Annotated in this window: 23 protein-coding genes and 3 tRNA genes; 12 read left to right on the forward strand and 14 right to left on the reverse strand. The window is 69.4% G+C overall.

What is annotated here, in order from left to right:
• Positions 1-9: 9 nt before the first annotated feature.
• The 4 genes from HCA44_RS12260 to HCA44_RS12275 form a co-directional block, all read right to left on the reverse strand.
• Positions 10-1,602 carry an FMN-binding glutamate synthase family protein gene (locus HCA44_RS12260; protein ID WP_169648834.1) on the reverse strand — a complete coding sequence of 531 codons (1,593 nt, stop codon included), beginning with the start codon at positions 1,600-1,602 and terminating at the stop codon, positions 10-12.
• Between the two features lie 229 nt (positions 1,603-1,831).
• Positions 1,832-1,904, reverse strand: a tRNA-Arg gene (locus tag HCA44_RS12265).
• 45 nt (positions 1,905-1,949) lie between these two features.
• A tRNA-Ser gene (locus HCA44_RS12270) sits at positions 1,950-2,041 on the reverse strand.
• Between the two features lie 97 nt (positions 2,042-2,138).
• Entirely contained in the window at positions 2,139-2,861 is a 723-nt protein-coding gene (locus HCA44_RS12275) for a dienelactone hydrolase family protein (protein ID WP_169648835.1), read from the reverse strand.
• A gap of 137 nt (positions 2,862-2,998) precedes the next feature.
• Between HCA44_RS12275 and hisC the strand changes: the two genes are divergently transcribed.
• Positions 2,999-4,069 carry a histidinol-phosphate transaminase gene (gene hisC, locus HCA44_RS12280; RefSeq protein ID WP_169648836.1) on the forward strand — a complete coding sequence of 357 codons (1,071 nt, stop codon included), beginning with the start codon at positions 2,999-3,001 and terminating at the stop codon, positions 4,067-4,069.
• A 190-nt stretch (positions 4,070-4,259) separates the two neighbouring features.
• Positions 4,260-5,984, forward strand: a complete 1,725-nt coding sequence (locus tag HCA44_RS12285; RefSeq protein WP_346764692.1) for a bifunctional UDP-sugar hydrolase/5'-nucleotidase — start codon at positions 4,260-4,262, stop codon at positions 5,982-5,984.
• A gap of 4 nt (positions 5,985-5,988) precedes the next feature.
• Here HCA44_RS12285 and HCA44_RS12290 read toward each other — a convergent pair whose 3' ends face one another.
• Positions 5,989-7,011, reverse strand: coding sequence for an alpha/beta hydrolase family protein (locus tag HCA44_RS12290; protein ID WP_169648837.1), 1,023 nt, complete (start codon positions 7,009-7,011; stop codon positions 5,989-5,991).
• Positions 7,012-7,273: 262 nt separating this feature from the next.
• Between HCA44_RS12290 and HCA44_RS12295 the strand changes: the two genes are divergently transcribed.
• Complete coding sequence (locus tag HCA44_RS12295; protein WP_169648838.1) at positions 7,274-7,450, forward strand: hypothetical protein; 177 nt, start codon at positions 7,274-7,276, stop codon at positions 7,448-7,450.
• 55 nt (positions 7,451-7,505) lie between these two features.
• Here the strand turns inward: HCA44_RS12295 and HCA44_RS12300 are convergent.
• Positions 7,506-7,593, reverse strand: a tRNA-Ser gene (locus tag HCA44_RS12300).
• A 53-nt stretch (positions 7,594-7,646) separates the two neighbouring features.
• Positions 7,647-8,051 (reverse strand): MarR family transcriptional regulator, encoded by a 405-nt coding sequence (locus tag HCA44_RS12305; protein WP_169648895.1) that lies wholly within the window; start codon positions 8,049-8,051, stop codon positions 7,647-7,649.
• A gap of 189 nt (positions 8,052-8,240) precedes the next feature.
• Here HCA44_RS12305 and HCA44_RS12310 point away from each other — a divergent pair, with 189 nt between their 5' ends.
• Entirely contained in the window at positions 8,241-9,230 is a 990-nt protein-coding gene (locus HCA44_RS12310; RefSeq protein WP_169648839.1) for an NAD(P)H-quinone oxidoreductase, read from the forward strand.
• Positions 9,231-9,236: 6 nt separating this feature from the next.
• Here HCA44_RS12310 and HCA44_RS12315 read toward each other — a convergent pair whose 3' ends face one another.
• Positions 9,237-10,439: a cysteine desulfurase-like protein gene (locus HCA44_RS12315; protein ID WP_169648840.1), complete on the reverse strand. Its 1,203-nt coding sequence runs from the start codon at positions 10,437-10,439 to the stop codon at positions 9,237-9,239.
• A gap of 141 nt (positions 10,440-10,580) precedes the next feature.
• On the opposite strand from HCA44_RS12315, the gene HCA44_RS12320 reads away from it, so the two are divergent.
• The 4 genes from HCA44_RS12320 to HCA44_RS12335 all read left to right on the forward strand — a co-directional run bounded on the left by HCA44_RS12320 (position 10,581) and on the right by HCA44_RS12335 (position 13,855).
• Entirely contained in the window at positions 10,581-11,147 is a 567-nt protein-coding gene (locus tag HCA44_RS12320; RefSeq protein WP_169648841.1) for a bacterial proteasome activator family protein, read from the forward strand.
• Between the two features lie 72 nt (positions 11,148-11,219).
• On the forward strand, positions 11,220-12,092 hold the full coding sequence (locus HCA44_RS12325; protein WP_169648842.1) for an ABC transporter permease: 873 nt from the start codon (positions 11,220-11,222) through the stop codon (positions 12,090-12,092).
• A gap of 9 nt (positions 12,093-12,101) precedes the next feature.
• Positions 12,102-12,917, forward strand: coding sequence for an ABC transporter ATP-binding protein (locus HCA44_RS12330; protein ID WP_169648843.1), 816 nt, complete (start codon positions 12,102-12,104; stop codon positions 12,915-12,917).
• 26 nt (positions 12,918-12,943) lie between these two features.
• Positions 12,944-13,855 carry a glycosyltransferase family 2 protein gene (locus HCA44_RS12335; protein WP_169648896.1) on the forward strand — a complete coding sequence of 304 codons (912 nt, stop codon included), beginning with the start codon at positions 12,944-12,946 and terminating at the stop codon, positions 13,853-13,855.
• Positions 13,856-13,874: 19 nt separating this feature from the next.
• On the opposite strand, the gene HCA44_RS12340 is transcribed toward HCA44_RS12335, so the two are convergent.
• The 3 genes from HCA44_RS12340 to HCA44_RS12350 all read right to left on the reverse strand — a co-directional run bounded on the left by HCA44_RS12340 (position 13,875) and on the right by HCA44_RS12350 (position 16,612).
• Positions 13,875-14,750, reverse strand: a complete 876-nt coding sequence (locus tag HCA44_RS12340) for an AraC family transcriptional regulator (protein WP_169648844.1) — start codon at positions 14,748-14,750, stop codon at positions 13,875-13,877.
• 103 nt (positions 14,751-14,853) lie between these two features.
• Complete coding sequence (locus HCA44_RS12345) at positions 14,854-15,924, reverse strand: HAMP domain-containing sensor histidine kinase (protein ID WP_206038037.1); 1,071 nt, start codon at positions 15,922-15,924, stop codon at positions 14,854-14,856.
• A 10-nt stretch (positions 15,925-15,934) separates the two neighbouring features.
• Positions 15,935-16,612: a response regulator transcription factor gene (locus tag HCA44_RS12350; RefSeq protein WP_169648846.1), complete on the reverse strand. Its 678-nt coding sequence runs from the start codon at positions 16,610-16,612 to the stop codon at positions 15,935-15,937.
• A gap of 87 nt (positions 16,613-16,699) precedes the next feature.
• On the opposite strand from HCA44_RS12350, the gene HCA44_RS12355 reads away from it, so the two are divergent.
• Entirely contained in the window at positions 16,700-17,287 is a 588-nt protein-coding gene (locus tag HCA44_RS12355; protein WP_169648847.1) for a M15 family metallopeptidase, read from the forward strand.
• A gap of 34 nt (positions 17,288-17,321) precedes the next feature.
• Here HCA44_RS12355 and HCA44_RS12360 read toward each other — a convergent pair whose 3' ends face one another.
• Both HCA44_RS12360 and HCA44_RS12365 read right to left on the reverse strand, forming a co-directional pair.
• Complete coding sequence (locus tag HCA44_RS12360; RefSeq protein ID WP_169648848.1) at positions 17,322-18,581, reverse strand: hypothetical protein; 1,260 nt, start codon at positions 18,579-18,581, stop codon at positions 17,322-17,324.
• Positions 18,582-18,685: 104 nt separating this feature from the next.
• Positions 18,686-19,531: an alpha/beta hydrolase gene (locus tag HCA44_RS12365; protein WP_169648849.1), complete on the reverse strand. Its 846-nt coding sequence runs from the start codon at positions 19,529-19,531 to the stop codon at positions 18,686-18,688.
• An 84-nt stretch (positions 19,532-19,615) separates the two neighbouring features.
• Between HCA44_RS12365 and HCA44_RS12370 the strand changes: the two genes are divergently transcribed.
• Entirely contained in the window at positions 19,616-20,236 is a 621-nt protein-coding gene (locus tag HCA44_RS12370) for a TetR/AcrR family transcriptional regulator (RefSeq protein ID WP_169648850.1), read from the forward strand.
• A 4-nt stretch (positions 20,237-20,240) separates the two neighbouring features.
• Here the strand turns inward: HCA44_RS12370 and HCA44_RS12375 are convergent, their stop codons facing one another.
• Entirely contained in the window at positions 20,241-21,647 is a 1,407-nt protein-coding gene (locus tag HCA44_RS12375; RefSeq protein WP_169648851.1) for a PLP-dependent aminotransferase family protein, read from the reverse strand.
• Positions 21,648-21,693: 46 nt separating this feature from the next.
• Here HCA44_RS12375 and HCA44_RS12380 point away from each other — a divergent pair, with 46 nt between their 5' ends.
• Positions 21,694-22,668, forward strand: a complete 975-nt coding sequence (locus HCA44_RS12380) for a DMT family transporter (RefSeq protein ID WP_346764693.1) — start codon at positions 21,694-21,696, stop codon at positions 22,666-22,668.
• Positions 22,608-23,483: a TylF/MycF/NovP-related O-methyltransferase gene (locus HCA44_RS12385; RefSeq protein WP_169648853.1), complete on the forward strand. Its 876-nt coding sequence runs from the start codon at positions 22,608-22,610 to the stop codon at positions 23,481-23,483. The genes HCA44_RS12380 and HCA44_RS12385 overlap by 61 nt, the downstream gene beginning before the upstream one ends.
• Positions 23,484-23,491: the final 8 nt, after the last annotated feature.

The following is a 23,491-nucleotide window of genomic DNA, read 5'->3' on the forward strand; positions in this document are numbered from 1 at the left end:
ACCGGCCCACTACACGGCACCCGGCCGGAACGAGTCGGGCGACGCGGCAAGCCAGTCGGCTTGCCAACTCGCGGGTGGGTCGGCCAGCAGGGCGCCGGGCTCGAGCCATTCGTAGAGTTCGGTGTAGGAGCGGATGGTCGTCGGGTCGATCTTCTTGCGCAGCATGTCCGTCGTCAGCGTCGCGGGATCGCTCACGCCCATCGACGCCATGATCTGCACCGCCTGACGCACCGTGTTCTCGTGGTACCGGTACGCGCGGACCGACTTGTCGTCGACGTCGAGGGCGCGGGCGCGCCGCGGGTCCTGCGTCGCGACGCCCACCGGGCACGTGTTGGTGTGGCACCGTTGCGCCTGGATGCAGCCGACGGCCATCATCATCGCGCGGGCCGAGTTGGTGTAGTCGGCGCCCTGGATCAGCCGTTTGACGATGTCCGTGCCGGTGGCCACCTTGCCGCTCGCACCGATCGTGATGCGGTCGCGTAGACCGGTCGCGACAAGCGCGTTGTGCACCGTCATGAGGCCGTCGGTGAGCGGCAGGCCCACATTGTCCTCGTATTCGAGGGGCGCGGCGGCCGTACCGCCCTCCGCGCCGTCGACGATCACGAAATCCGGTGTCGTGCCTTCCTCGAGCATCGCTTTGCAGATCGCGAGGAATTCGACGCGCGAGCCGACACACAGTTTGAAACCGACCGGCTTGCCGGTGGACAGCTCGCGCAAGCGCGCGACGAACCTCACGAGCTCGCGCGGTGTGTGGAATGCGGAATGCGCTGCGGGACTGACACATTTCTCGTGCGCGGGTACGCCGCGATAGCGTGCGATCTCGTCGCTCACCTTCGCGGCCGGAAGAACGCCGCCGACTCCGGGTTTCGCGCCCTGACTGAGTTTGATCGAGATCGCCTTGACGTGCTCGTGCGCCGACTTGTACTCGAACACCGCGGGATCGAAGCGGCCGTCGTCGGTGCGGGTGCCGAAATAACCCGATCCGATCTCCCACACGATGTCGCCGCCGCCGTCGAGGTGGTGCGGCGTCAGCCCGCCTTCCCCGGTGTCGTGCGCGAACCCGCCGAGCGCCGCGCCCCGGTTGAGCGCGCGCAACGCATTGCCCGACAGCGCACCGAAACTCATCGACGACACATTCAGCAGCGACATCGAATACGGCTTGCTGCAGTCGGGGCCGCCGATCGTGACGCGCGGCGCGTCGTCGGGCTCCGGCACGGGTGCGGCCGAGTGGACGAGATACTCGTATCCGACGTCGCCTATGTCGCGTTCGGTTCCGAACGACAGCTCGCCGTGGATGTTCTTCGCCCGCTCGTACACGACGGTACGGACGTCCCGATCGAACGGGCGGCCGTCGACATCCCGCTCGACGAAATACTGCTGCAACTCGGGACGCAGCCGCTCGAGCAGGAATCGCAGGTGCCCGAGCACCGGATAGTTCCGCAGCACCGAGTGCCGGGTCTGCACGACGTCGTACGCCCCCACCGCGAGCAGCGATGCGAGCACCGCGACCACGAGCCACCAGCCCCAGCCGCCGAGGAGCGCTGCCACCAAGGCCGCCATGAACGCCAGCGCCACGGCACCGACAGGGACGAAGCGCAGCATCGCTCACCTCCCAGCAGCGTGCGCACCGGCTCGTGCCGTCCACGTTAGCCCCGGGCATCGGCGGGGGCGGCGCTGTTGCGGCCCGCGTCCACTGGCGGCGACGAGGCCACTGACGCGTCGAACGGGCGGTTTCGCAGAGAGCTACTCGGGCGATGGCTGCAAAACCGCCCGTTCGACGCACGAAGAAGCCCCGGAATCGCATATCGCGAACTCCGGGGCTTCTCGAATGTGCGCCCGAAGGGATTCGAACCCCTAACCTTCTGATCCGTAGTCAGATGCTCTATCCGTTGAGCTACGGGCGCATGTGTTCAGTTTTCTTCACTCGCCGATCCATTGCTGGACCGGCGTGGCGGAGGCGAGAGGATTTGAACCTCCGGTCCCCCGCAAAGGGGACAACTCATTAGCAGTGAGTCCCATTCGGCCGCTCTGGCACGCCTCCCTGGGGGGTTTCGATTCTCTCGAACCGCCGAGCGGAAAGATTACACAGGTTTACCCTCCAATGGCAAAACGGGTGGTCAGAGCGCATAACGGGGTGCTCAGCGGAGGTTGCCGTCGAACCACTCGAAGACGCGTTCCTGCGCGTCGAGGACGGTCTCGTCCTCGGGGTTCGGTTCCGCGATGATCGACGGTTCCGACCGCCGGTGCACCAGCCTCGGGTACGACACGACGAGCGCGGCCACCTCGGCCCCCGCCGCGGCATCGCGCAGTTGCTCGACGTGATCGGGCGGCGAGTCCGCGTCGTCGTCGCCGTAGAGGCCGAGCCACGGCGACCGCAGCGATCGCACCGCATCGACCAGACGCGGCGCGTCGGGCGACAGCGGCTCGAGCACGCCGCGTGCGGCGACGCTCACCGCGGCCCCGACCGGGCGATGCACCGCGACGGTGACCGCACCGGTACCCGCGTTGTCGAAGCCGAGAACACCCACGCGGTCGGCCTCGATGCCGTACCGGTCGGCCACCCATGCGCAGGCCGCGTCGAAGGCCGCGAACAGGTCGTCGCCGTACACGCCGTCGTCCGTGGGACTCGCGCTGTGGAACAGGTCGGGCGCGACGGCGACCCAGCCCTCCGCGGCGAGCGAACCCAGCAGGTCCTGCACCGCGTCGCCGAACGCGCGGCTCTCGTGCAGCACGACGATGCCGCCCCGCACCGGCCGGCCGTCCGGCTCGGCGACGGTCAGCGGGATCCGGCCTGCGTCGCCGACCGCCGCCTCCGCACTCTCCGGATGCAGCGGCACATTCACGGTGAAGGTCCCCGGCATAAACTCATGCTGCCACCGGCCGCGGGCGCCGCGCACCGATTGCGCGCAACCGGATACCGCACTGATACCGCCACTGCCTGGGAGGTCTCGAACAGGCCTCCCACCGGGCGTGCAGCGGCGGAGCGCATAATCGCCGTGTGACTCCTCGTACGCGCCCCGATCTGGAGACCATCCCCGCCTACGTCCCCGGACGTGACTTTCCCGGCGCGATCAAGCTCGCGAGCAACGAGACGACACTCGGCCCGCTGCCCAGCGTGCTCGACGCGATCACCGACGCCGCGGCGGGTGCCAACCGGTACCCGGACAACGGCTCGCGGGTGCTGCCGGCCGCGCTCGCCGACTTCCTTGGTGTCGACGTCGCGACCATCGCGGTGGGCTGCGGTTCGGTGAGCCTGTGCCAGGAACTCGTGCAGGCGACGTGCGATGCGGGCGACGAGGTCGTGTTCGCGTGGCGCTCGTTCGAGGCGTACCCGGTGGTGACGCAGGTCGCGGGTGCGGTGGCCGTCAAGGTGCCGCTCACCGCCGACTATGCGCACGACCTCGACGCGATGGCGGCGGCGATCACCGACCGCACCCGCGTGGTGTTCGTGTGCAATCCGAACAACCCGACGGGCCGGTCCCTCACGCGCGCCGAGATCGACGACTTCCTCGCGAAGGTCCCCGAACACGTCGTCGTGGCGCTCGACGAGGCGTACTTCGAGTACAACCGGTCCGACGTCGACGGTATCGAGATCTTCCGCAACCGCCCGAATGTCGTCGTCCTGCGCACGTTCTCCAAGGCGTACGGCCTCGCCGGCGTGCGCGTCGGCTATGCCGTCGCCGATCCGGCGATCGCGACCACTCTCGGCAAGGTGCACATCCCGTTCGCGGTCAGCACCCTCGCGCAGGCCGCGGCGCTCGCGTCGCTCGCGGCGACGGACGAGTTGCTGGCCCGCACCGACGCCGTGATCGCCGAACGCGACCGCGTCCGCGACGCCCTGCTGACCGCCGGATACACCGTGCCGCAGACGGCCGCGAACTTCGTGTACCTGCCGCTCGGCGACCGCTCGGCCGACTATGCGGCTGCCGCGGAGGCAGAAGGACTACTGCTGCGTCCGTACGGCACCGACGGGGTGCGCGTCACGGTGGGCGACGCGCACGAGAACGACCGCTTCGTCGCGTTCGCGTGCACCGACGCGGCGCTCACGCTCGCCGGAGTGCCTGCCTGACCCTGTGCGCGAAAAAGGCGTACCGGGACTCGCACAGTGCTCACGACTGTGACCTGCGCCGCAGCCGTGACCTGCGTCGATGCACCGAGACCCGACCGTTACGCGTGGGTAGACGGACCGTGACCTCTTCTTGCCAGACTCGTCGAGTCCGCCGCAGACGGCGGCTACTGCGGGTGGAAAGGGAGCACGGGTGCACGGTCGGGGCCGCGTTCGACGGGTTCGCCTGTCGGCCCGCGCCGCGCTCGCCACCGCCGCATGCGCGTTGTTGACGCTCGCCGCCGCAGGCCCCGCCGCGGCCGGTCCCCAGCGCGCCGCGTCGGACTCCCAGCTGACCGTGCGGCTCCTCGCGATCGCCGACCTGCACGGCACCCTCTCGCCGCCCGACGGCGACCGCAGTGCGATCACCGAACCCAACGGCGCGGTCGTCCCCGCGGGCGGCGCCGCCTACCTCTCTGCGTATGTCGATCAACTGCGCGACTCGGCGGCACACTCGCTGCTGTACTCGGTGGGCGACAACTGGGGAGTCTCGCCACTCGAATCTGCGATGTTCCGCGACGAGCCGACCGTCGAATTCCTCAACCACCTCGGCATCTCGGCATCGGGCGTGGGCAACCACGAACTCGACCGGGGGATCGACGAGTTCCGCAGGCTGCAGAGCGGCGGCTGTCACCCGTCCGACGGGTGCCGGTTCGGCGCCACCTTCGACGGCGCGCAGTTCCCACTGCTGTCGTCGAACATGCTGATGCCCAACGGAATACCCGCGACGATGCCGTTCTCGGTCGATTACGTCGACGGCATCCCGGTGGGTGTCGTGTCCGCACTCGCCGCCGACACCGGCGACGCCCTCGGCCCCGGCGTGCGCGACCAGGTGCGCTTCGCGGACGAACTCGCCACCATCGACCGCACCGCGGGACTGCTCGACTTCCTCGGCGTACACGCGATCGTGCTGTTGCTGCACCAGGGCGACGACTACGCGGCAGGCGACGCGCCGTCGTGCGGCGAACGCGCCGGGCCGGGCCACACGATCGCGACCGAGGCGTCGCCGCTCGTCGACATCGTGTTCACCGCCGACAACGCCGATCGCTACGACTGCACCTACGCGGATCCGGACGGCCATCCACGCACCGTGATGAACCCGGCCGCACTGGGGCGCGGCATCTCGGTGGCCGATGTGACGCTCGACCGGGCGACGCGCGACATCGTGCGCGACCAGACGACGAGCTTCAATCAGACAGTCACACACGACATTTCACCCGATGTCGAGGCCGCCGCCCTCACCGACCGCGCCGTGAGCATGACGGCCGATCGCAGTGGGCAGGCGGTGGGCGTCGCCGCATCGCCCATCACGCGTACCCCGTCGTCGACCGGCGAATCCGCGCTCGGCAACCTGGTGGCCGACGCACAACTCGCCGCCGGGCACGCGCTGGGCGCCCAGGTCGCACTCACCAACCCGGGCGGTCTGCGTGCCGACCTCGCCCCGTCCTCCGACGGCATCGTCGACTACGGAGCCGCGCACCGCGTGCAGCCCTTCGACAACCCCCTCGACGTCGTCACTCTGACGGGGGCTCAGCTCACGCGCGTGCTCGAGCAGCAGTTCCAGCCCCGCGACGACGGCCAGCTCCTCGAGCGCATCCTCGCGCCGTCGCGTTCGCTCACCTACTCGATCGACCGATCCGCTCCGGTCGGCGGGCGCATCTCCCACGTCGAGATCGACGGCGTCGAGATCGATCCGAACGCGCCCTATCGCGTCGCGATCAACCGGTTCCTCGCGCGCGGCGGCGACGGGTTCACCGAATTCACTTACGCCACTGATCATTCGAACACCGAAACCGATCTCGCGGCGTTCGTCGACTATCTCGCGAAGGCGTCACCGATCCGACCGCCCGAGAGGGACCGGATCACGCTGATCGATTGACTTGTCAGACCTTCAGTGCCGCAGCAATTTCCGGCCACGCACGGTGCATCTCGTCCTGCCAGTACGGCCACGAGTGCGTGCCGTACGGGTGGTAGACGACGGTGGCGGGGATGCGGAGCTCGTCGAGCCGGGACTGGAAGAGCTTGGTGCACACATTCGCCGCCGCTTCGAGCGGGCCACCGACGGCGACCGTCGACAGCACGTCGCCGCCCGACGCCGCCTCGTACGGACCGGGCGCACCGTTGCCCGTCGAGATGTAGACCTGCTTGCCGCGCAGTGCTTCCGCATTGACGGTGGGGTTGTGTGCGTTCCACGCAGGATCGCCGTCGACGCCCCACATGTTCGCGGGATCGCCGCCCTTGTAGGCGACGGTGCCACGCACCGAGTCGCGCGAAGTCGGGTCGCTGTTGTCGAGGCAACCGCTGAACGACGTGAGCCCGACGTACAGCGACGGGTGGCGCGTCGCGAGGTTGGCCGCCCCCATGGCGCCCATCGACACGCCGGCCACCGCGTTCGTGCCGTTGCCGTGGAAGTCGTCGTCGACGATCTGCGGCAACTCCTCGGTGAGGAAGGTTTCCCATTGGTAGTGGCCGAGCTTGGGGTCGGGACGCAGCCAGTCCGTGTAGTACCCGGCGGTGCCGCCGACCGGCATCACGACATTGACGTCCTTGTCGGCGAAGAAGTCGACGGCGTCCGTCTTGAGCGTCCACGTGCTTTCGGAGTAATCCGATTCCTCGCCCGCTCCGACACCGTCCAGCAGGTACAGCGACGGACGCGGTGCGCTGCCCTCGGGGTGCAGCACCTGCACCTGCACCGTCTGCTTCATCGCGACGGACTCGATGAACAGCGCTGTGCGTGTGGGCGTGAGCTTTTCGATGCGCGCGATGTGCGGCTTCGCGGCAGTGCGGGGCTTCGCGGAGTCCGATGCGGACGGCGCCTCGGCGGGCTGCGCGGTGGCGGTGTAGGCGGCCCCGGAAAGGGACAGCACCAAGGCCGTCGCTGCGGCGGTACACGTCGATCGGCGCATTCTCAACAGACTTCTCTCCCTGACGTGTACGGCGATGGACCCGGTAGGTGCGGCCCCTGACGACGCTTGCACAGTACAGGTCAGCTGCCGCCGGATCAGCCCGAGGCGTTCGTGAGCCGTCCCCGAATACGCGCGCGCAGACTCGATCCGGTCACAAATTGCCTCGTCGCGCCCGGTTCCCGAACAAGCCCGATGCACGGTCGGGACCTTCCGGGGGACGCAAGTGGACACCGCATCGCCGTCGCGGGGGATAATCGGTGTCATGCAGTGGATCGCGCTGGGAATCGCCGGGTGGCTGGTTCTCTCCGTCGCGGTGGCCGTGGTGCTGGGCCGCGTCATCCGCGCACGCGACGAGCACGAGCGACCGAGGCCGCTCGACGACCCCGCCCCGCGCGACGCGTTCGGCGACACGGACCGGCGGCGCGACGACGGGCACTGACGTCCGCTGTGCGCGTTTCAGGCGTACCTGGACTCGCAAAGTACTCACGGGGAGTTGGCGGAAGCGGAGGGATTTGAACCCCCGGTACCTCTCGGTACGCTCGCTTTCAAGGCGAGTGCATTCGGCCGCTCTGCCACGCTTCCAGACCGCGATCGTAACCGCCGCGCACACGAGGCGGCGAACCCGGGCCGCCGCGTCAGCGTTCGCCCACCGCCGCGTCGATCCGCTCGAAGACGTCGCCGAGCATGCGCAGCTGGTTCTTGTTGAGCACGTCGATCAGGTACGTGCGCACCCCACGCACATGGGTCGGCGCGGCTTCCGCCAGGCGCCGCCTGCCCTCCTCGGTGATGAGCGCGCGCACTCCCCTGCCGTCCTCGACGCACGAATCGCGCTCGACCATGTCCTCACGTTCCATCCGCCGGATCTGGTGCGTGAGCCTGCTGCGCGACGACAGCACCCCGTCGGCGAGATCGCTCATGCGCAACGCGCCGTCCGGTGACTCGCTGAGCAGCACGAGAATGCGGTAGTCGGCGAACGAGAGTCGATGCGCTTCCTGCAGTTCACGGTTGAGCGCGGCCATGAGGCGTTGGCTGCCGTCCATGTAATAGCGCCACGCGCGCTGTTCGTCGTCCGAAAGCCACGGGGTCTCGGACTCTCGTGCGGTCCCGGAAGCGCTGTCACGTGTCGGCACTCGAACCACAATAGTGTCCTTCGCCGCTCGACTTACCGCCGAGTAGCGTGCGATGGCACACGCCGCGGGCCGGGTGTGCGGTCCGCTACGGTCGAACACATGCACGCGATCACGCTGACCGAACCCGGTGGACCCGACGTCATGGTCTGGCGCGAGCACGCGGATCCACAGCTCGCACCGGGCCATGTGCTCATCGACGTCGTCGCGACGGCCGTCAACCGCGCCGACGTCCTGCAGCGGCAGGGCAACTACCCGCCGCCGCCCGGCGCGAGCGAGGTTCTCGGCCTCGAATGCTCGGGCACGATCGCGGCGCTCGGCGAAGGCGTCACCCAATGGTCGATCGGCGACGAGGTGTGCGCGCTCCTCGCGGGCGGCGGGTACGCCGAACAGGTGGTCGTTCCGGCCGCGCAGGTCCTGCCGGTACCCGACGGCATGGACGTCGCGACCGCCGCCGCGCTGCCCGAGGTCGCGTGCACCGTGTGGTCGAACGTCGTGATGGAAGCGGGTCTCGGGCACGGCGACGTGCTGCTCGTGCACGGTGGCGCGGGCGGGATCGGCACCCACGCGATCCAGGTGGGCAAGGCGCTCGGCGCGACCGTCGCCACCACGGCGGGATCGCCGTCGAAGCTCGAGCGATGCCGCGAACTGGGCGCGGACATCCTGATCGACTACAAGAAGGACGACTTCGTCGAGGCGGTGCGCAACGCGACCGACGGGCACGGCGCCGACGTCGTGCTCGACAACATGGGCGCGAAGTACCTCGACCGCAACCTCGACGTGCTCGCGTTCGACGGCAGGCTCTCCGTGATCGGTATGCAGGGCGGCCGCACGGGCGAGTTGAACCTCGGCAAGCTGCTCCTCAAGCGCGGGCACGTGTTCGCGACGGGTCTGCGTGGACGCCCGGTGACCGGCGAGCACAGCAAGGCCGAGATCGTCGAACAGGTGCGCACGCGGTTGTGGCCGCTGATCGAGCAGGGTCTCGTCGCTCCCGTCGTGAGCGCCGAACTCCCCATCGCCGAAGCACCGCGCGGACACGAGTTGCTCGACTCGCCCGACTCGGTGGGCAAGGTGGTGCTGCGCGTGCGCTGAGCGGGCTCACGCGAGAGCGGCGACCTCGTTGACGAGCTGATCGATCTCGAAGCGCGTCGTGTAGGGCGCGAGGCCGACGGTGACGGCGCCACCCTCGTCGTTGACGCCGAGCGAGTCGAGCAGTCGCGACCCACCGTGTGTGCCGCTGACCGTGGCGATGCGACGGTCGGCCAGGTGCGACGCGACCTTGTCGGCGGACACGCCGTCGACGGTGAAGCTGACGGTCGGCACGCGACTCGGCGAGCGGCCGATGATCATGACGTGCGAGAGTCGGCCGAGCGCGCTCATCAGATGGTCGAACAGGCCGTCGTGGTAGTGCTGCAGCGAGCTGATCGACGTCTCGAGCCGCTCGCGGCGCGAGCCGTTCGCGCCTTCGTCGAGGCCGGCGAGGAAGTCGATCGACGCCGTGAGCCCGGCGAGCTGCGCGAACTGGTGGCCGCCCACCTCGAGCCGTTCGGGACCACGCGCGAACGGGTTGAGCGACATCGACGGGATGCGGTCGAGCAGCGCGGGATCGCGGAACACGAGCGCGCCCACCTGCGGCCCACCCCAGGCCGGAGCGTTGACAGCGACGATGTCGGCGCCGAGTTCGGCGATGTCGACGTGCGCGTAGGGTGCCGCGCCGACCGCGTCGACGACCACCATGCCGCCGACATCGTGCACCTTGTCGGCCGCGACCCGCACGTCCGGCGCCGATCCCACGATGGGCGACGCGGCGGTGAGCGCGACGAGACGCGTGGTGGACGTGACGAGCTCGCCGAACTGCCAGCTGGGCAGCTCGCACGTCTCGATGTCGACCTCCGCCCAGCGCACCGCGGCGCCGTACCGGTTGGCGATGCGCAGCCACGGCGCGACGTTCGCCTCTTCGTCGAGACGCGACAGCACGAGGCCGGTGCCGAGCCCGAGCCGGGTGCTGAGCGATTCGGCGAGCCATCCCAGCAGGATCGCGCGGTCGGGACCGAGGACGACGCCCGCGGGATCGCCGCCCACGAGATCAGCGACCGCCGAGCGCGCCGCGTCGAGCACGGCGGCGCTGCGCCGGTTGGAGACGTGCCTGCCGTGGATGCTCGCGGCGGACGCCCGGAACGCCGTGGAGACGGCGCGCGACACCGCGTCGGGAGTCTGCATTCCGGCCTGTGGATCGAGGTGGATCCAGCCGTCGCCCAGCGACGGGATGAGTCCCCGTACGCGAGCCACGTCGAAAGCCATGACCGACACTCTAGGACCCATCGTCTTTTCGGTGCGCGTCAGGATCGCGTTACAGGTAACGGCGAAACGTATCGCCGCACGGTGTGGGCCGATCGCGGCGGATCTTCACGCGTGAGGTGCAACACCAGTCAAGATGGAGACATGACCAATGCTGACAACGAACATGTCGTCGTGATCGGACCCGACGGACAGCCCACCCGGTTGGACGCCCGACCGCAGTCGCACTCGAAGGACTCCGAGGGGGACGACGGACCGGGCACCGACTCGGAGAAGGTCACCGAGATGGTCGAGCAGCCCGCCAAGGTCATGCGTGTCGGCACGATGATCAAGCAGCTGCTCGACGAGGTGAAGTCCGCACCGCTCGACGATGCCAGCCGATCGCGGCTCAAGGAGATCCATCAGCGTTCGATCAAGGAGCTCGAGGATGGTCTCGCGCCCGAGCTGCGCGAAGAGCTCGAGCGGCTCGCGCTGCCGTTCACCGACGACTCCGTACCGTCCGATGCCGAGCTCCGCGTCGCACAGGCGCAGCTCGTCGGGTGGCTGGAGGGCCTGTTCCACGGCATCCAGACCGCGCTGTTCGCGCAGCAGATGGCGGCGCGCGCCCAGCTCGACCACATGCGTCAGGGCGCCCTTCCGCCCGGCATCGCCGTGCCCGGTCAACCGGGCACCATGCAGGGGCCGAGCGGGGGCACCGGCAACTACCTGTGATGCCCGCATGACGCCAGGGCACGGGGACGGGCTCGGGCCCTCTTTCGGCGCGGACCGGTAGGCTCGGTCTCCGTGTCAGCTTCAGCCATCGAACGTCCGCCGGTGGGCGACGAGCCTCCGGCGTCCGATTCGCAGACGTTCCGCCGGGCCTTCAAGGACCTCCGCGACGGCTTCGCGCAACGCGAACTGTGGCTGAGCCTCGGCTGGCAGGACATCAAGCAGCGCTACCGCCGGTCGGTCATCGGCCCGTTCTGGATCACGATCGCGACGGGTCTGCAGGCCACCGCCTTCGGCATCCTGTACTCGGCGCTGCTGAACATGCCGCTCAAGGAATTCCTGCCGTACGTCACCGTCGGCCTGATCGTGTGGAACGTGATCAGCGCGAGCATCCTCGAAGGTTCCGAGGTGTTCGTCGCGAACGAGGGGCTGATCAAGCAGCTCCCCGCTCCGCTGAGCGTGCACATCTATCGGCTCGTGTGGCGGCAGACGCTCCTGTTCGCGCACAACCTGCTGATCTACTTCATCCTGCTCGTCGCGTTCGGGGTGTGGCGGGAGATCTCGTGGACGGCGATCGCGGTGGTACCTGCCCTCGGCTTGATCGCGCTCAATGCGGTGTGGGTGTCGCTGCTGTTCGGCATCGTCGCCACCCGTTTCCGCGACATCGCGCCGATCCTGAGCTCGCTCACCCTGATGCTGTTCGTGCTCACGCCCATCATGTGGACCACCGAGGCCCTCGAGGCGCAGGGCGGGCAGATCGCCGAGCGTGCCCGCATCGCCGAGATCAACCCCCTGTTCCACTTCCTCGACATCGTCCGCGCGCCGATGATCGGCGCGGACCAGCAGAAATACCATTGGTACATCGTCATCGCGATCACCGTCGTGGGGTGGACGCTCGCGCTGTTCGCGCTGCGCAAGTACCGTTCCCGCGTCGCATACTGGGTCTAGGAGTCACCTATGAGCGTGAGTATCGAAACCCGCGACGCGTGCGTCGACTTTCCCATCTTCGACGCCAAGTCGCGGTCGCTGAAGAAGGCCTTCCTCGGCAAGGCCGGGGGGTCGATCTCCCGCAACTCGTCCGACGTCGTCGTCGTCGAGGCGCTGCGCGACATCACGATGTCGCTCAAGGAAGGCGACCGCATCGGCCTCGTCGGCCACAACGGCGCGGGCAAGTCGACGCTGCTGCGGCTGCTGTCGGGAATCTACGAACCCACCCGCGGCACGGCGACCATCCGTGGCCGCGTCGCGCCCGTGTTCGACCTCGGCGTGGGGATGGACCCGGAGATCTCCGGCTACGAGAACATCATCATCCGCGGCCTGTTCCTCGGTCAGACGCGCAAGCAGATGCTCGCGAAGATGGACGAGATCGCCGAGTTCACCGAGCTCGGCGACTACCTCGACATGCCGCTGCGCACCTACTCGACCGGCATGCGGGTGCGCGTCGCGATGGGCGTGGTCACGAGCATCGACCCGGAGATCCTGCTGCTCGACGAGGGCATCGGCGCGGTCGACGCAGAGTTCATGAAGAAGGCTCGCACCCGTTTGCAGGCGCTCGTCGAACGGTCCGGCATCCTCGTGTTCGCGTCGCACTCCAACGAGTTCCTCGCGCAACTGTGCGAGAGCGCCATGTGGATCGATCACGGACAGATCCGGATGACCGGTGGCATCGAAGAGGTCGTCGGTGCGTACGAAGGCAAGGACGCCGCCAAGCAGGTCGCGCGCACCATCGCCGACATGAAGCGCGAGGACGCGCGGCAGGACGGCGCCGCGTGAGCGACGGCGCCGCACGGGACGGGGCTGTGAACGACGGGGCAGGCACGATCGTCGGCGTCGTCGTCACCCACAAGCGCCGCGAACTGCTCGCGGAGTCGCTGAAGGTCCTCGCGACACAGTCCCGCCCGCTCGACCATCTCGTGGTCGTCGACAACGGCGACGAGGACGCGGTGCGTGCACTCGTCGACGGCGCGGACGTGCCTGCCACTTATCTCGGTTCCAAGCACAATCTCGGCGGCGCAGGCGGTTTCGCGCTCGGCATCCTGTACGCGCTGTCGCTCGGCGCAGACTGGGTGTGGCTCGCCGACGACGACGGTCGCCCCGAGGGACCCGACGTGCTCGCGACCCTCCTGGCGTGTGCGCGCGAGCACCGGCTCGCCGAGGTGTCCCCGGTCGTCGCGGACATCGCCGATCCGGACCGGCTCGCGTTCCCGCTGCGCCGCGGCGTCGTGTGGCGGCGCCTGCGGTCCGAACTGTTCACCGACGCCGACGATCCGAACGAGAACCTGTTGCCGGGCATCGCGTCGCTGTTCAACGGCGCGCTGTTCCGTGCGTCGACGATCGACGCGGTGGGAGTGCCGGACCTGCGGCTGTTCGTGCGCGGCGACGAGGTGGAGGTGCACCGCAGGCTCGTGCGCTCGGGGCTGCCGTTCGGCACGTGCCTCACGACGGCGTACCTGCATCCCGACGGCGCCGACGAGTTCAAGCCGATCCTCGGCGGCCGCATGCACACGCAGTACCCGGACAACGACACCAAACGGTTCTTCACCTACCGCAACCGCGGCTACCTGCTGTCGCAGCCCGGCCTGCGCAGGCTGCTGCCCCAGGAATGGGTGCGCTTCGGCTGGTACTTCCTCGTGACCCGCCGCGACCCGAAGGGCCTGCTCGAGTGGGTCCGCCTGCGGCGGCTCGGTCGACGCGAGCGCTTCGAACGCTAGTCGGGCCCACCCGAGCAGTTCACTCCGGCGAACCGTCCGCCTCCACCGGCAGCCACAGTTCCGCCTCCGCGTGCCCTTCGTCGACGAACGTCGTCCGCAGCATCTCCGGGCCCGGGCGTGTGCGCCACGGGTTCGACGGAAACCAGTCGCCGTACGCGTCGCGCCACATGTTCTGCATCGCCTCGGGGTACCGCCCGGACGTGGTGAAGACGACCCAGGTCCCCGCGGGCACCTCGAGGGTGTCCAAGCCCTCCGGCGCGGACGCCCAGGTGGCGGCCGCATGCCAGTAGTCCAGTTCGGTGCCCTCCGCCCGGGAGTCGTCGACGGCGTCGGTGACGGCCACCGCACCGTGCGGTTCCTGGTCCGACAACGACGACACCACGGCCCTGACCTCCGGGTCCAGGCTTCGCTCGAACTCCACGATCGCGTCGTTCGGGCCGACATGCACCAACGGCACCCTGGTCTTGCGACCGACGATCGAGAAGCCCTCCTTGCGGACGATCCGGTACTGCATGCTCGTGCTCCCTTCGACGACCAACTGGAAGGAGATGCGCGGCTGGGACACCAAGCGGGTGTCCTCGCGTCGGGCCTGCCCCGCGGTGACACCGTGCACCGACCTGAACGCCCTGTTGAACGCCTCGGTGGACCCGTAGCCGTGCCGCACCGCGACGTCGAGCAGGCTCATGTCTCCGTCGACGACATCGCGCGCGGCCAGCGTGAGCCGCCGTCGTCGCACGTACACCGAGATCGGCATGCCTGCCAGCGACGCGAACATCCGGCGAAAATGGTGTTCGGACGTGCCCGACACCCGATATGCCCTGCTCAGGTCCGGCTCTTCACCGCGGGCCAGCGCTGCCTCGAGCACATCGATCGCGTCGTTCAACCGCTCCAGCACGGGCGACTCCTCCCTTTCCGACGTCGTCCATGCTTCCCGTCCGGAGACGCTGCCGCCCGACACTTCCGGTGCCGAACCGGTCGGCCGCCCGCGGCGAGAGCCCCTACGACGCCCGCCGGGTGAGCGGCGGCAGTCGGACGGTGACGCACAGCCCGCCCTCCGCCCGTGGACCGAGTGACAGCGTTCCCTCGTGTGCTTCGGTGATGCTCTTGGCAATCGCCAAACCGAGCCCGGCGCCCACGTGATCGCTGCGGACCCGTTCGGTGCCGCGCTGGAACGGCTCGGTGAGGGTGGCGACCACGTGGGGATCGAGCCGATCGCCGGTGTTCTCGATTCTGAGCACGGCCCCCACCGAGTCCATGGAGGTTCCGATCCGGACGGTGCCGTCGGGCACGTTGTGGACGATCGCGTTGTGCACGAGGTTCGTCGTCAACTGCAGCAGGAGCGCGTGCGAACCGAGGACCGGGGTGACGTCCCCGACGGTGTCGACGGCGACGCCGTGTTTCGCAGCGAGTGGAAACAGGGTTTCGACGGCCTCTTCCGCGACGAGCGACAAATCGACTTCCTCGCGGGCGAAGGATTGCCGGTCGACGCGGCCGAGAAGGAGCAACGCTTCCGTCAGATCGATTGCGCGAGCATTGACGGCGCGCAGCCTTTCGTCGAGCTCGCTGTCTTCCCGGTTCGGATCGTTGCGGCCGACGTCGAGCAGTGCCTGGGTGATCGCGAGTGGGGTACGAAGTTCGTGTGAGGCGTTGGCGGCGAAGCGTTGCTGCTCGACGACATGCGCTTCGAGGCGCGCGAGCATGGCGTCGAACGCATCGGCCAGCTCGCGGAACTCGTCCTGGCGCCCGTCCAATTCGATGCGGTGTGACAGCGACCCTCGTGCCGCCGCGCGGGTGGCATCGGTGATGCGACTCATCGGCGCGAGCACCCGCCCGGCGAGAAGCCACCCTCCTGCGAGACCGAAGACCAGCAGGAACACGATTGCGCCCGCCGCGAGCGGCGCGAACTCACGAAGCAACTCGGGCCCCGACGGCGCGATGACCACCTTGCCCGCGTCCTGCGCCCGCTCCCGGTAGTCGCCCAGGAACACCGCGAAGGCCCCGAGCAGTACGGTGCCCGCCAGCAGGAGAAAGCCTGCGTAACTGAAGGTGAGTTTGAGCCGAACGCTCAACCCAGGTCTTCTATCCACTCTCGGCTACCTCGGTGTCGATGCGATAACCGACGCCGGGAACCGTCGCGATCAACCACGGTTCGCCGAGCCGTTTACGCAACGCGGACACCGTGATCCGTACGGCATTCGTGAACGGATCCGCGTTCTCGTCCCAGGCCCGCTCGAGGATCTCTTCGGAGCTGATGACACCGCCTTCTGCGGCCAGCAGCACCTCGAGCACCGCGAACTGCTTTCGGGTGAGCGCAACGTACCGGCCGTCCCGGTAGACCTCACGGCGGAACGGATCGAGCCGCACGCCGGCGAGTTCCCTGATCGGGGGCCTGTTGTGAGCCCGTCTGCGGTCCAGCGCTCTCAATCGGAGCACTAGTTCCTGCAGCTCGAACGGCTTGGTGAGGTAGTCGTCCGCGCCGAGCTCGAAGCCGGAGGTCTTGTCGTCGAGCCGGTCGGCCGCCGTGAGCATCAGGATCGGCATTCCGCTTCCCGACGCGACGATGTGTTCGGCGACCTGGTCGCCGGAAGGCCCGGGAATGTCGCGGTCCAGCACCGCGATGTCGTACGCGTTGACGCTCAGCATCTCCAATGCGGTGTCGCCGTCGCCTGCGATGTCCGCGGCGATCGCGGCGAGGCGTAGTCCGTCGCGGACCGCCTCGGCCATGTACGGCTCGTCCTCGACGACCAACACTCGCATGCCCTCCATCGTAGGAGCGAAGGGATATCGCCTGCGTATGGAAAAGTGCTTACACCCTCGCAACAGCACGCTGCCTTGACTGGCGGCATGAACAGAACCGCAACACGGGGGACGGTCCGCACAGCTTCCCGAGCCGCCGCGCTCGGCCTGGCCGTCGTCGTCGGGCTCGTCGCGATCCAGGCCTGTCGATCGGTACCGTTGCCTGCTCCGTACAGCGACGCCGAGCACGGTGCCGACGGGGACCTCCCGGTCGGCGTGACGGTCTTCGACGACGAATACGCCGGGGTGGGCAATCTGGACCCCGAGCTGATCGGGGCGTTGCGTGACGCAGCGGACGCCGCCGCCGAGCAGGGCATCGAGTTCCACGTCAACAGCGGGTGGCGGTCCCCGGAGTATCAGGATCAGCTCCTCCGCGAAGCGGTAGCCGAGTACGGGTCGAATGCCGCAGCTGCCCGCTGGGTCGCCACCCCCGAGACGTCTGCTCATGTGTCGGGCGACGCGGTCGACATCGGACCTGCCGACGCCGCGGCGTGGCTCGCCCGGCACGGGGCAGGGCACGGCCTGTGCCAGATCTACACCAACGAGCCGTGGCACTTCGAGCTGCGCCCCGACGCCGTCGGCTACCGCTGCCCCCACATGTACGCCGACCCCACCCGGGACCCACGTATGCAGTGACCAGGCCACCCGAGGTGAACGTAGCGCGCTCGGTTCACTCGGGCACGGGCCGTCGGCGCACGAGGTGCAGGGCGAGCGCACACACGACCAGCAGGGCGCCGACCGCGACCCACTGCCACCAGCCGGACTGGTGGGGCACGAACGCCCACTGCGGTGATTCGCCGTTCCAGGCCGTCCACCCGAACGTGTTGCCGACGGCGGCCGCGGTCGCGAACGGGACCGCGAGCGCGGTGGTCAGCGTGGTGGGCGCGGTGGGCAGTACCGAGGCGATCGCGTAGGCGGCAGCGGCGGGGAACACGATCATCGCGACGATCGCCTGCACATTGTCGAGCGGAGGCTCACGCAGCAGGCCCGCCGCCGCGCACAGGACCACCACGGCGAACGCGGCCCGCGAGTTCGGCCGAGCGTATCCGGCCCACGCACCGACACCGACTCCGGCGATCGGAACGAGCAACCACCACAACGAGTTCGGTGTCCAGCTACCGAGCACGGACCTCGCGGCGAGGAGAGCGACCGCGAGCACGACGACCGCCCCGACCCGCCCGGGTACCCACACCGCCACGGCGGCGACGGCCGCGGCGAGCACATAGCCCAGCCACTGCGACGGCAACGGCTCGGCGAGGAGACCGGACGCGCCCGTGACGGCCTCGACGAACCACACGTAGAGCCCGAGAGCGACCAGCGGCGCGGCGATTCCGATGATCGCGGCCCGGCCGTCGACGGTGCCCGATCGTGCGGCGTCGACGGCGAACTCGCGTCTGTTCGCCGCAGTCGCGAGCGCCGCCACCGCGAGCAGCGCCCAGATCAGCAACCACCACGACGGTTCGAGTGCGCTCGCCTCATCGAGATAATCGGCGTACCGACGCGGTACCGGAAAGTCTGCAGCCCACGACACGAGCGGTGCGCACAGGACGCCGATCAGCACACCGGCGACCAGGTGCGCCTGATCCGCCCGGACGGCGGGTCCGGTCGCGAGCCGCGCGAGGGCACCCAGCACCAGACCGGCACCGACGATGCTCAGCACGAACGTCGCAGTGCCGGAGAGTGGGAGCGCAGCGACGACGAGCGCGGCCGCCCCGCACAGCCCGACACCGACCGTCGGACGTGTCCGGGTGAGCACGAGCGCGCACGTGAAACCGAGGACCGCCGCGAAGACCCCGCCTGCGGTGCTGCTCGTCAGGTGGTCGAACCACGCGGAGTCGAGCGACGCGCCTCTCGCCTCGCCCGGGTCCGCGGCCGCGCTGCCCGCGGCGATCCCGCCCGCCACCAGCGCCGCACCGGCCGTCCGTCTCACCCGTCCGCCACCCCGATCTCCCCTTCTCCACCCCGCACCAGGCGCGGCGTGGTTGCGTGAGGATATCCATTCCGGACGGAACTTCCGGCGCGCGACGCGCCGGGTCACCGCCCCGCAGGGGCATCCTGACGCACGAATTCGCCGAGGATGCGGGCGAGTTCGTCGGGCTGGTCCTCCGGCACGAGGGTGGCGGAGTCGGCGACCGTCACCAGACGGCCCTGCGGTAGCAGTTCGGCGAGCCGGCGGCCGTGATCGGCCGGCATCATGCGGTCGTCCTCGGCCCACACCACGAGGGCGGGCCGGTCGAATGTGCCGAGCGCGGAACCCCATTCGAGCAGTGTCTCCCGGTCCGGGGCGCCGGTTGCGAAGGTCGCGAGGTCGTGACGGATCGCGGAGTCGTGAAGAGCGGGGGTGAACCACGAGTCGAGTACGTCCTCGGGGATCCTGTTGTTACTCATCGCTCCCCACGCCTTGGGGTGATGCCGGAACAGCGACGTCCGCAGCATCTGGGTCTGCAACCACGCGCCGCCCGGGACACGCATGAGCGCCGCAGCAGGCCGCGCGGGGCCCGGCGGGAAGTTGTCGAACGCCTCGCACGCCACGAAGACCATGCGGCCGATACGCTGCGCGCGATCGAAGGCGACGACGAATTGCGGTCCGCCCCAGTCGTTCATCACGAGTGTCACGTCGTGCAGATCGAGGGCGTCGAGGAAGTCGGCGAGGATGTGCGCCTGCCCGCCCTGGGACAGGTCGGTGCCGGGGCGCATCGCCGTGTGGTGTGCGCCGAGGGGCAGTGTCGGCAGCACGCAGCGCATCCCGGTCAGCAATGGAACGACCTTGCGCCACTGAAGATGATTCATCGGGAAGCCGTGCGTGAACACGAGCACCGGGCCGTCGCCGCCCGTGTCGACGTAGTCGATCGGTCCCGCGGCCAGTTCGACGGTGGGCATTCGGGTACCTCCAGGATCGTGCGGTTTGAACGATCACTCAAATCAGGCTTACCATGACGACGGGTGCGAGCGGAAGGGGTTACGGTGAATTCGAACGGCGGCGGGGAATCCAACGGCAGCGGCGAATCCAACGGCACGGGCACGCGCGAGCGCATCCTCACGGCGGCCGCCGCGCTGTTCCGCCGGCAGGGCTACACCGGAACCGGTCTGAAGCAGATCGCCGCCGAATCCCGCGCCCGCGTCGGCTCGATCTATCACTTCTTCGACGGCAAGGACGCACTCACCGAGGAGGTCGTCCGCACCGGCGGCGCCGCATACGGCGCGATGGTGCTGGCACTGCTCGACGGCGGCCCGGACGATCCGGTCGACGCGCTCGGCGCCGCGTTCGAGCAGGCGGCCGTCGACATCGCCCTCACCGACTACGCCGACGCGTGCCCCATCGCGACCGTGGCGCTCGAGGTCGCCAGCACCAACGAGCCGCTGCGGCAGGCCACGGCGGATGTATTCGCGTCGTGGCTCGACGTCCTGGCGGCGTGGTGCCGTGTGGTCGTCGACGACCCGGACAGTGCACGTGATCTCGCGACGGCGGTGGTGTGCGCGCTCGAAGGCGCGTTCGTGCTCGCCCGCGCGATGCGCGATCCCGAACCGATCCTCGCGGCAGGGCGATCCGTCACGCTCCTCGCAGCCGCGATGCGTGACGGGTGAACGCTCACATCGATTCGCGCACCGCGTCTTCCACGACCTGGACGGCCTCGACGTAGCGATCCTCGGATTCTCCCGCGAACGCCAGCCGCACGAACGGCCCCGGCTGCTCGGCCGGGAACCATTCGTGTCCGGGCGAGAGCGCGACGCCCCGATCGAGGCACACCGCGGTCAGCTCGGCAGGGTCGACGCGCTTCGGCAGCGCGACCCACAGGCCCACCCCGCCGTCCGGGACGGCCTCCACGGTGAGGTGAGATGCATCGCGCACCGCCGACACGAGCGCGTCACGGCGCGCGCGCAGACCGCGGCGTAGGCCAGCGCCGCCCCGTGCCCAACCGGCGCTCGACACCACGTCGAGGGCGATGCGCTGGGTCAGTCGCGGAACGAGGAGCTCACCGACCCAGCGGGTCGCGCGGATGCGCGCGAGCACCGGCCCCCGGGACACGAGCGCCGCGACCCGGACCGACGGCGACACGCTCTTGGTCAGCGATCGTACGTACAGGATGTGGCCGTCCACGTCGCCAGCCGCCATCGGGGGCGGCGGTTGCGCACCGAGAAACAGATCGCGTGCCCAGTCGTCCTCGAGCATGAACGCCTTGCGACGCACCAGCACGTCACGCACGCCCGCCCGCACGTCCGCGGTCCACACCGAGCCGGTCGGATTGGCGTAGGTCGGCTGCGCGTAGAACACCCGCGCGTCGTGCATGGTGAGCGCGGCGTCGAGGTCGGCGGGGTCGATGCCGTCGCGGCTGCGGGCGACCGGGACGATGCGCAGGCCCTGCGCGCGGGCCGCGGCGATCGCACCCCAGTACGTCGGCGACTCCATCACGATCGTGTCGCCCGGCGCCGTCAGCGCCCGCAGCACCGCCGAGATCGCCGCCTGCCCACCCGATGTCACGACGACGTCGTCGGCGTCGAACAGCCCGCCCGGGCCACCGCGGTCGAGTTCGCGCGCGAACCACGAGCGCAGCGCCGGTTCGCCTGCGGGGGCCGAGGATCCGAGATACGCGTCCGGCTCGCGGGCGACGCGCTGCAGCGCCGAACGAACGAGCGCGCCCGGGAGCAGTGCCGGGGACGGGTAGCCGGTGTGCAGTGCGGTGGTGCCGTCCGGGACCGAACGGACTCCCGAACCCGGAAAGTCGACGGCGGGAGACGGCCCGAGTGCGGTGGACTGCCACGACACGTCGCCCGTGCGGCGCGGCTCCGCGCGAACGACGAAAGTACCCGCGCCCGGCTTGGTTTCGACGACTCCGTCGGCTACCAGCAGCTGCACGGCGTGCTGGACGGTCACCGGCCCGACGCCGTGCTCGCGGGCGAGCGTGCGCGTCGACGGCAGCGTGGTGGCCGATGGATTGCTCGCGATCCATGCGCGCACCGAGCCCGCCACACGCGCCGCACTGCTATCGTTGTTCATGAAAGACAATAATAGCGCTATCGCTCCCCGAAGCCTTCCGCTATCGGTGACACCGGCCGGACTCGGGTGGGGCTTCCTCGGCGTGCTGGCGTTCTCGTTCACCGTCCCGTTCACCCGCATCGCGACGGGCGGTATGACACCCCTGTTCGTCGCCGGTGGCCGTGCCGTCGTCGCGGGCGCTGCGGCGGCGGCCCTGCTCGCCGTCACCCGCAGCCCACTCCCCCGCGGCCGTCAGTGGCTCGGCGTCGTCGTCGTGGCACTCGGAGTCGTCGCCGGCTTCCCGTTGTTCACCTCGTTCGCCCTGACGTCGGTGCCTGCCTCCCACGCCGCGGTGGTGATCGGCATCCTGCCCGCAGCCACCGCGATCGTCGCCGTCGTCCGCGGCGGGGAGCGGCCCTCGCCGCTGTTCTGGGTCGCGGCGACGGCAGGAGCCCTCGTCGTCACCCTGTTCGTGACCGCGTCGTCGGGGGGTGTCGAGCGACCAGGCGCGGCGGATCTGCTGCTCGTCGCGGCCGTCGTCGCCGCCGCATTCGGCTACGCGGAGGGTGGCGTACTGTCGCGGACCCTCGGCTCGTGGCAGACGATCTGCTGGGCCCTCGTCGTGTCGCTGCCCGCCATGCTGCTCGTGACGGCCGCCGCCGGCGTGCCGCGCCACGCGACGGGCACCGAATGGGCGTCCTTCGCGTATCTCGCGCTCGTCAGCATGTTCCTCGGCTTCTTCGCGTGGTACCGCGGGCTCGCGATCGGTCCCGTCGCCACCGTCGGCCAGATCCAGTTGCTGCAGCCCGTCATGACGATCACCTGGTCGGCCCTCGTTCTGCACGAAACGATCGGGGCGTCGGTCGTGGTCGGCGCGCTCGGTGTCGTCGCGTGCGCTGCGGCGGCGGTGACCGCACGCGTGACACACGGTGATTCGGCGAAGTCACACACTCCGGACACACCCGCCGGTACCTTGAGTGCATGTTCGAGCGTCTCCGCGCCGGGGCGCGGCTGCGAGTGCAGCGGGCCGTCGCCGAAGTGATCCACGATTCCGAGATCCGCGCGCGCGAGGAAGCGCAGGATCGACACGACGATCTGGTCGCACGGCTCGACACCGTCGAGACGGAATTGGCCCGCACGCTAAGGACTCTCGCGGCCGCGCGCGGCGAACTCGCGGAGGCGCACGCCGCGGTCGACGACATGCGCGCCGAGGTGCTCGGCGTCGAGTACCGCGAGCGGCGCGACATCACGGCAGCAGCCGACCGGCTGGCGACCGAGCAGACCGCGGCGTTCGTCGCCGAGCACATGCCCACCGCGGAACGCTTCGCGAACCCGCGCGACGCGCTCGAGTTCGCGCTGCGCGAGGTGAGTGTCGTCGGTCTCGCGCTCGAATTCGGTGTCGCGTCCGGTGCCACCCTCGACGTCGTCGCCCAGACCCTGGCACCGACGCTCCCCGTCTACGGCTTCGACGTGTTCACCGGGCTGCCCGAGACGTGGCGCACCGGCTTCGAGGAGGGCGTGTTCGCCCAGGACGAGATTCCCGAGATCCCGGGTGCGGGCATCGTCGCGGGCCTGTTCGAAGAAACCCTGCCGGACTTCCTCGACGAACATCCCGAGCCGGTCGCGTTCCTGCACCTCGACGCCGACCTGTACTCGTCGACACGCACCGTCCTCGAACTCGTCGGGCCACGCCTGCAGACCGGCTCGATCGTGCTGATGGACGAGTTCTTCAACTTCCCCGGCTGGCAACGGCACGAGTTCCTCGCGTGGAGCGAGTTCGCCGAGAAGACCGGGGTGGCATTCGAGTACCTCGGCTACGCGGCGGACAACGAGCAGGTGGTCGTCCGCATCTCCTGACGGACGGC

The organism is Rhodococcus sp. HNM0569, assembly GCF_012726205.1.
Taxonomy (GTDB): Bacteria; Actinomycetota; Actinomycetes; order Mycobacteriales; family Mycobacteriaceae; genus Rhodococcus_F.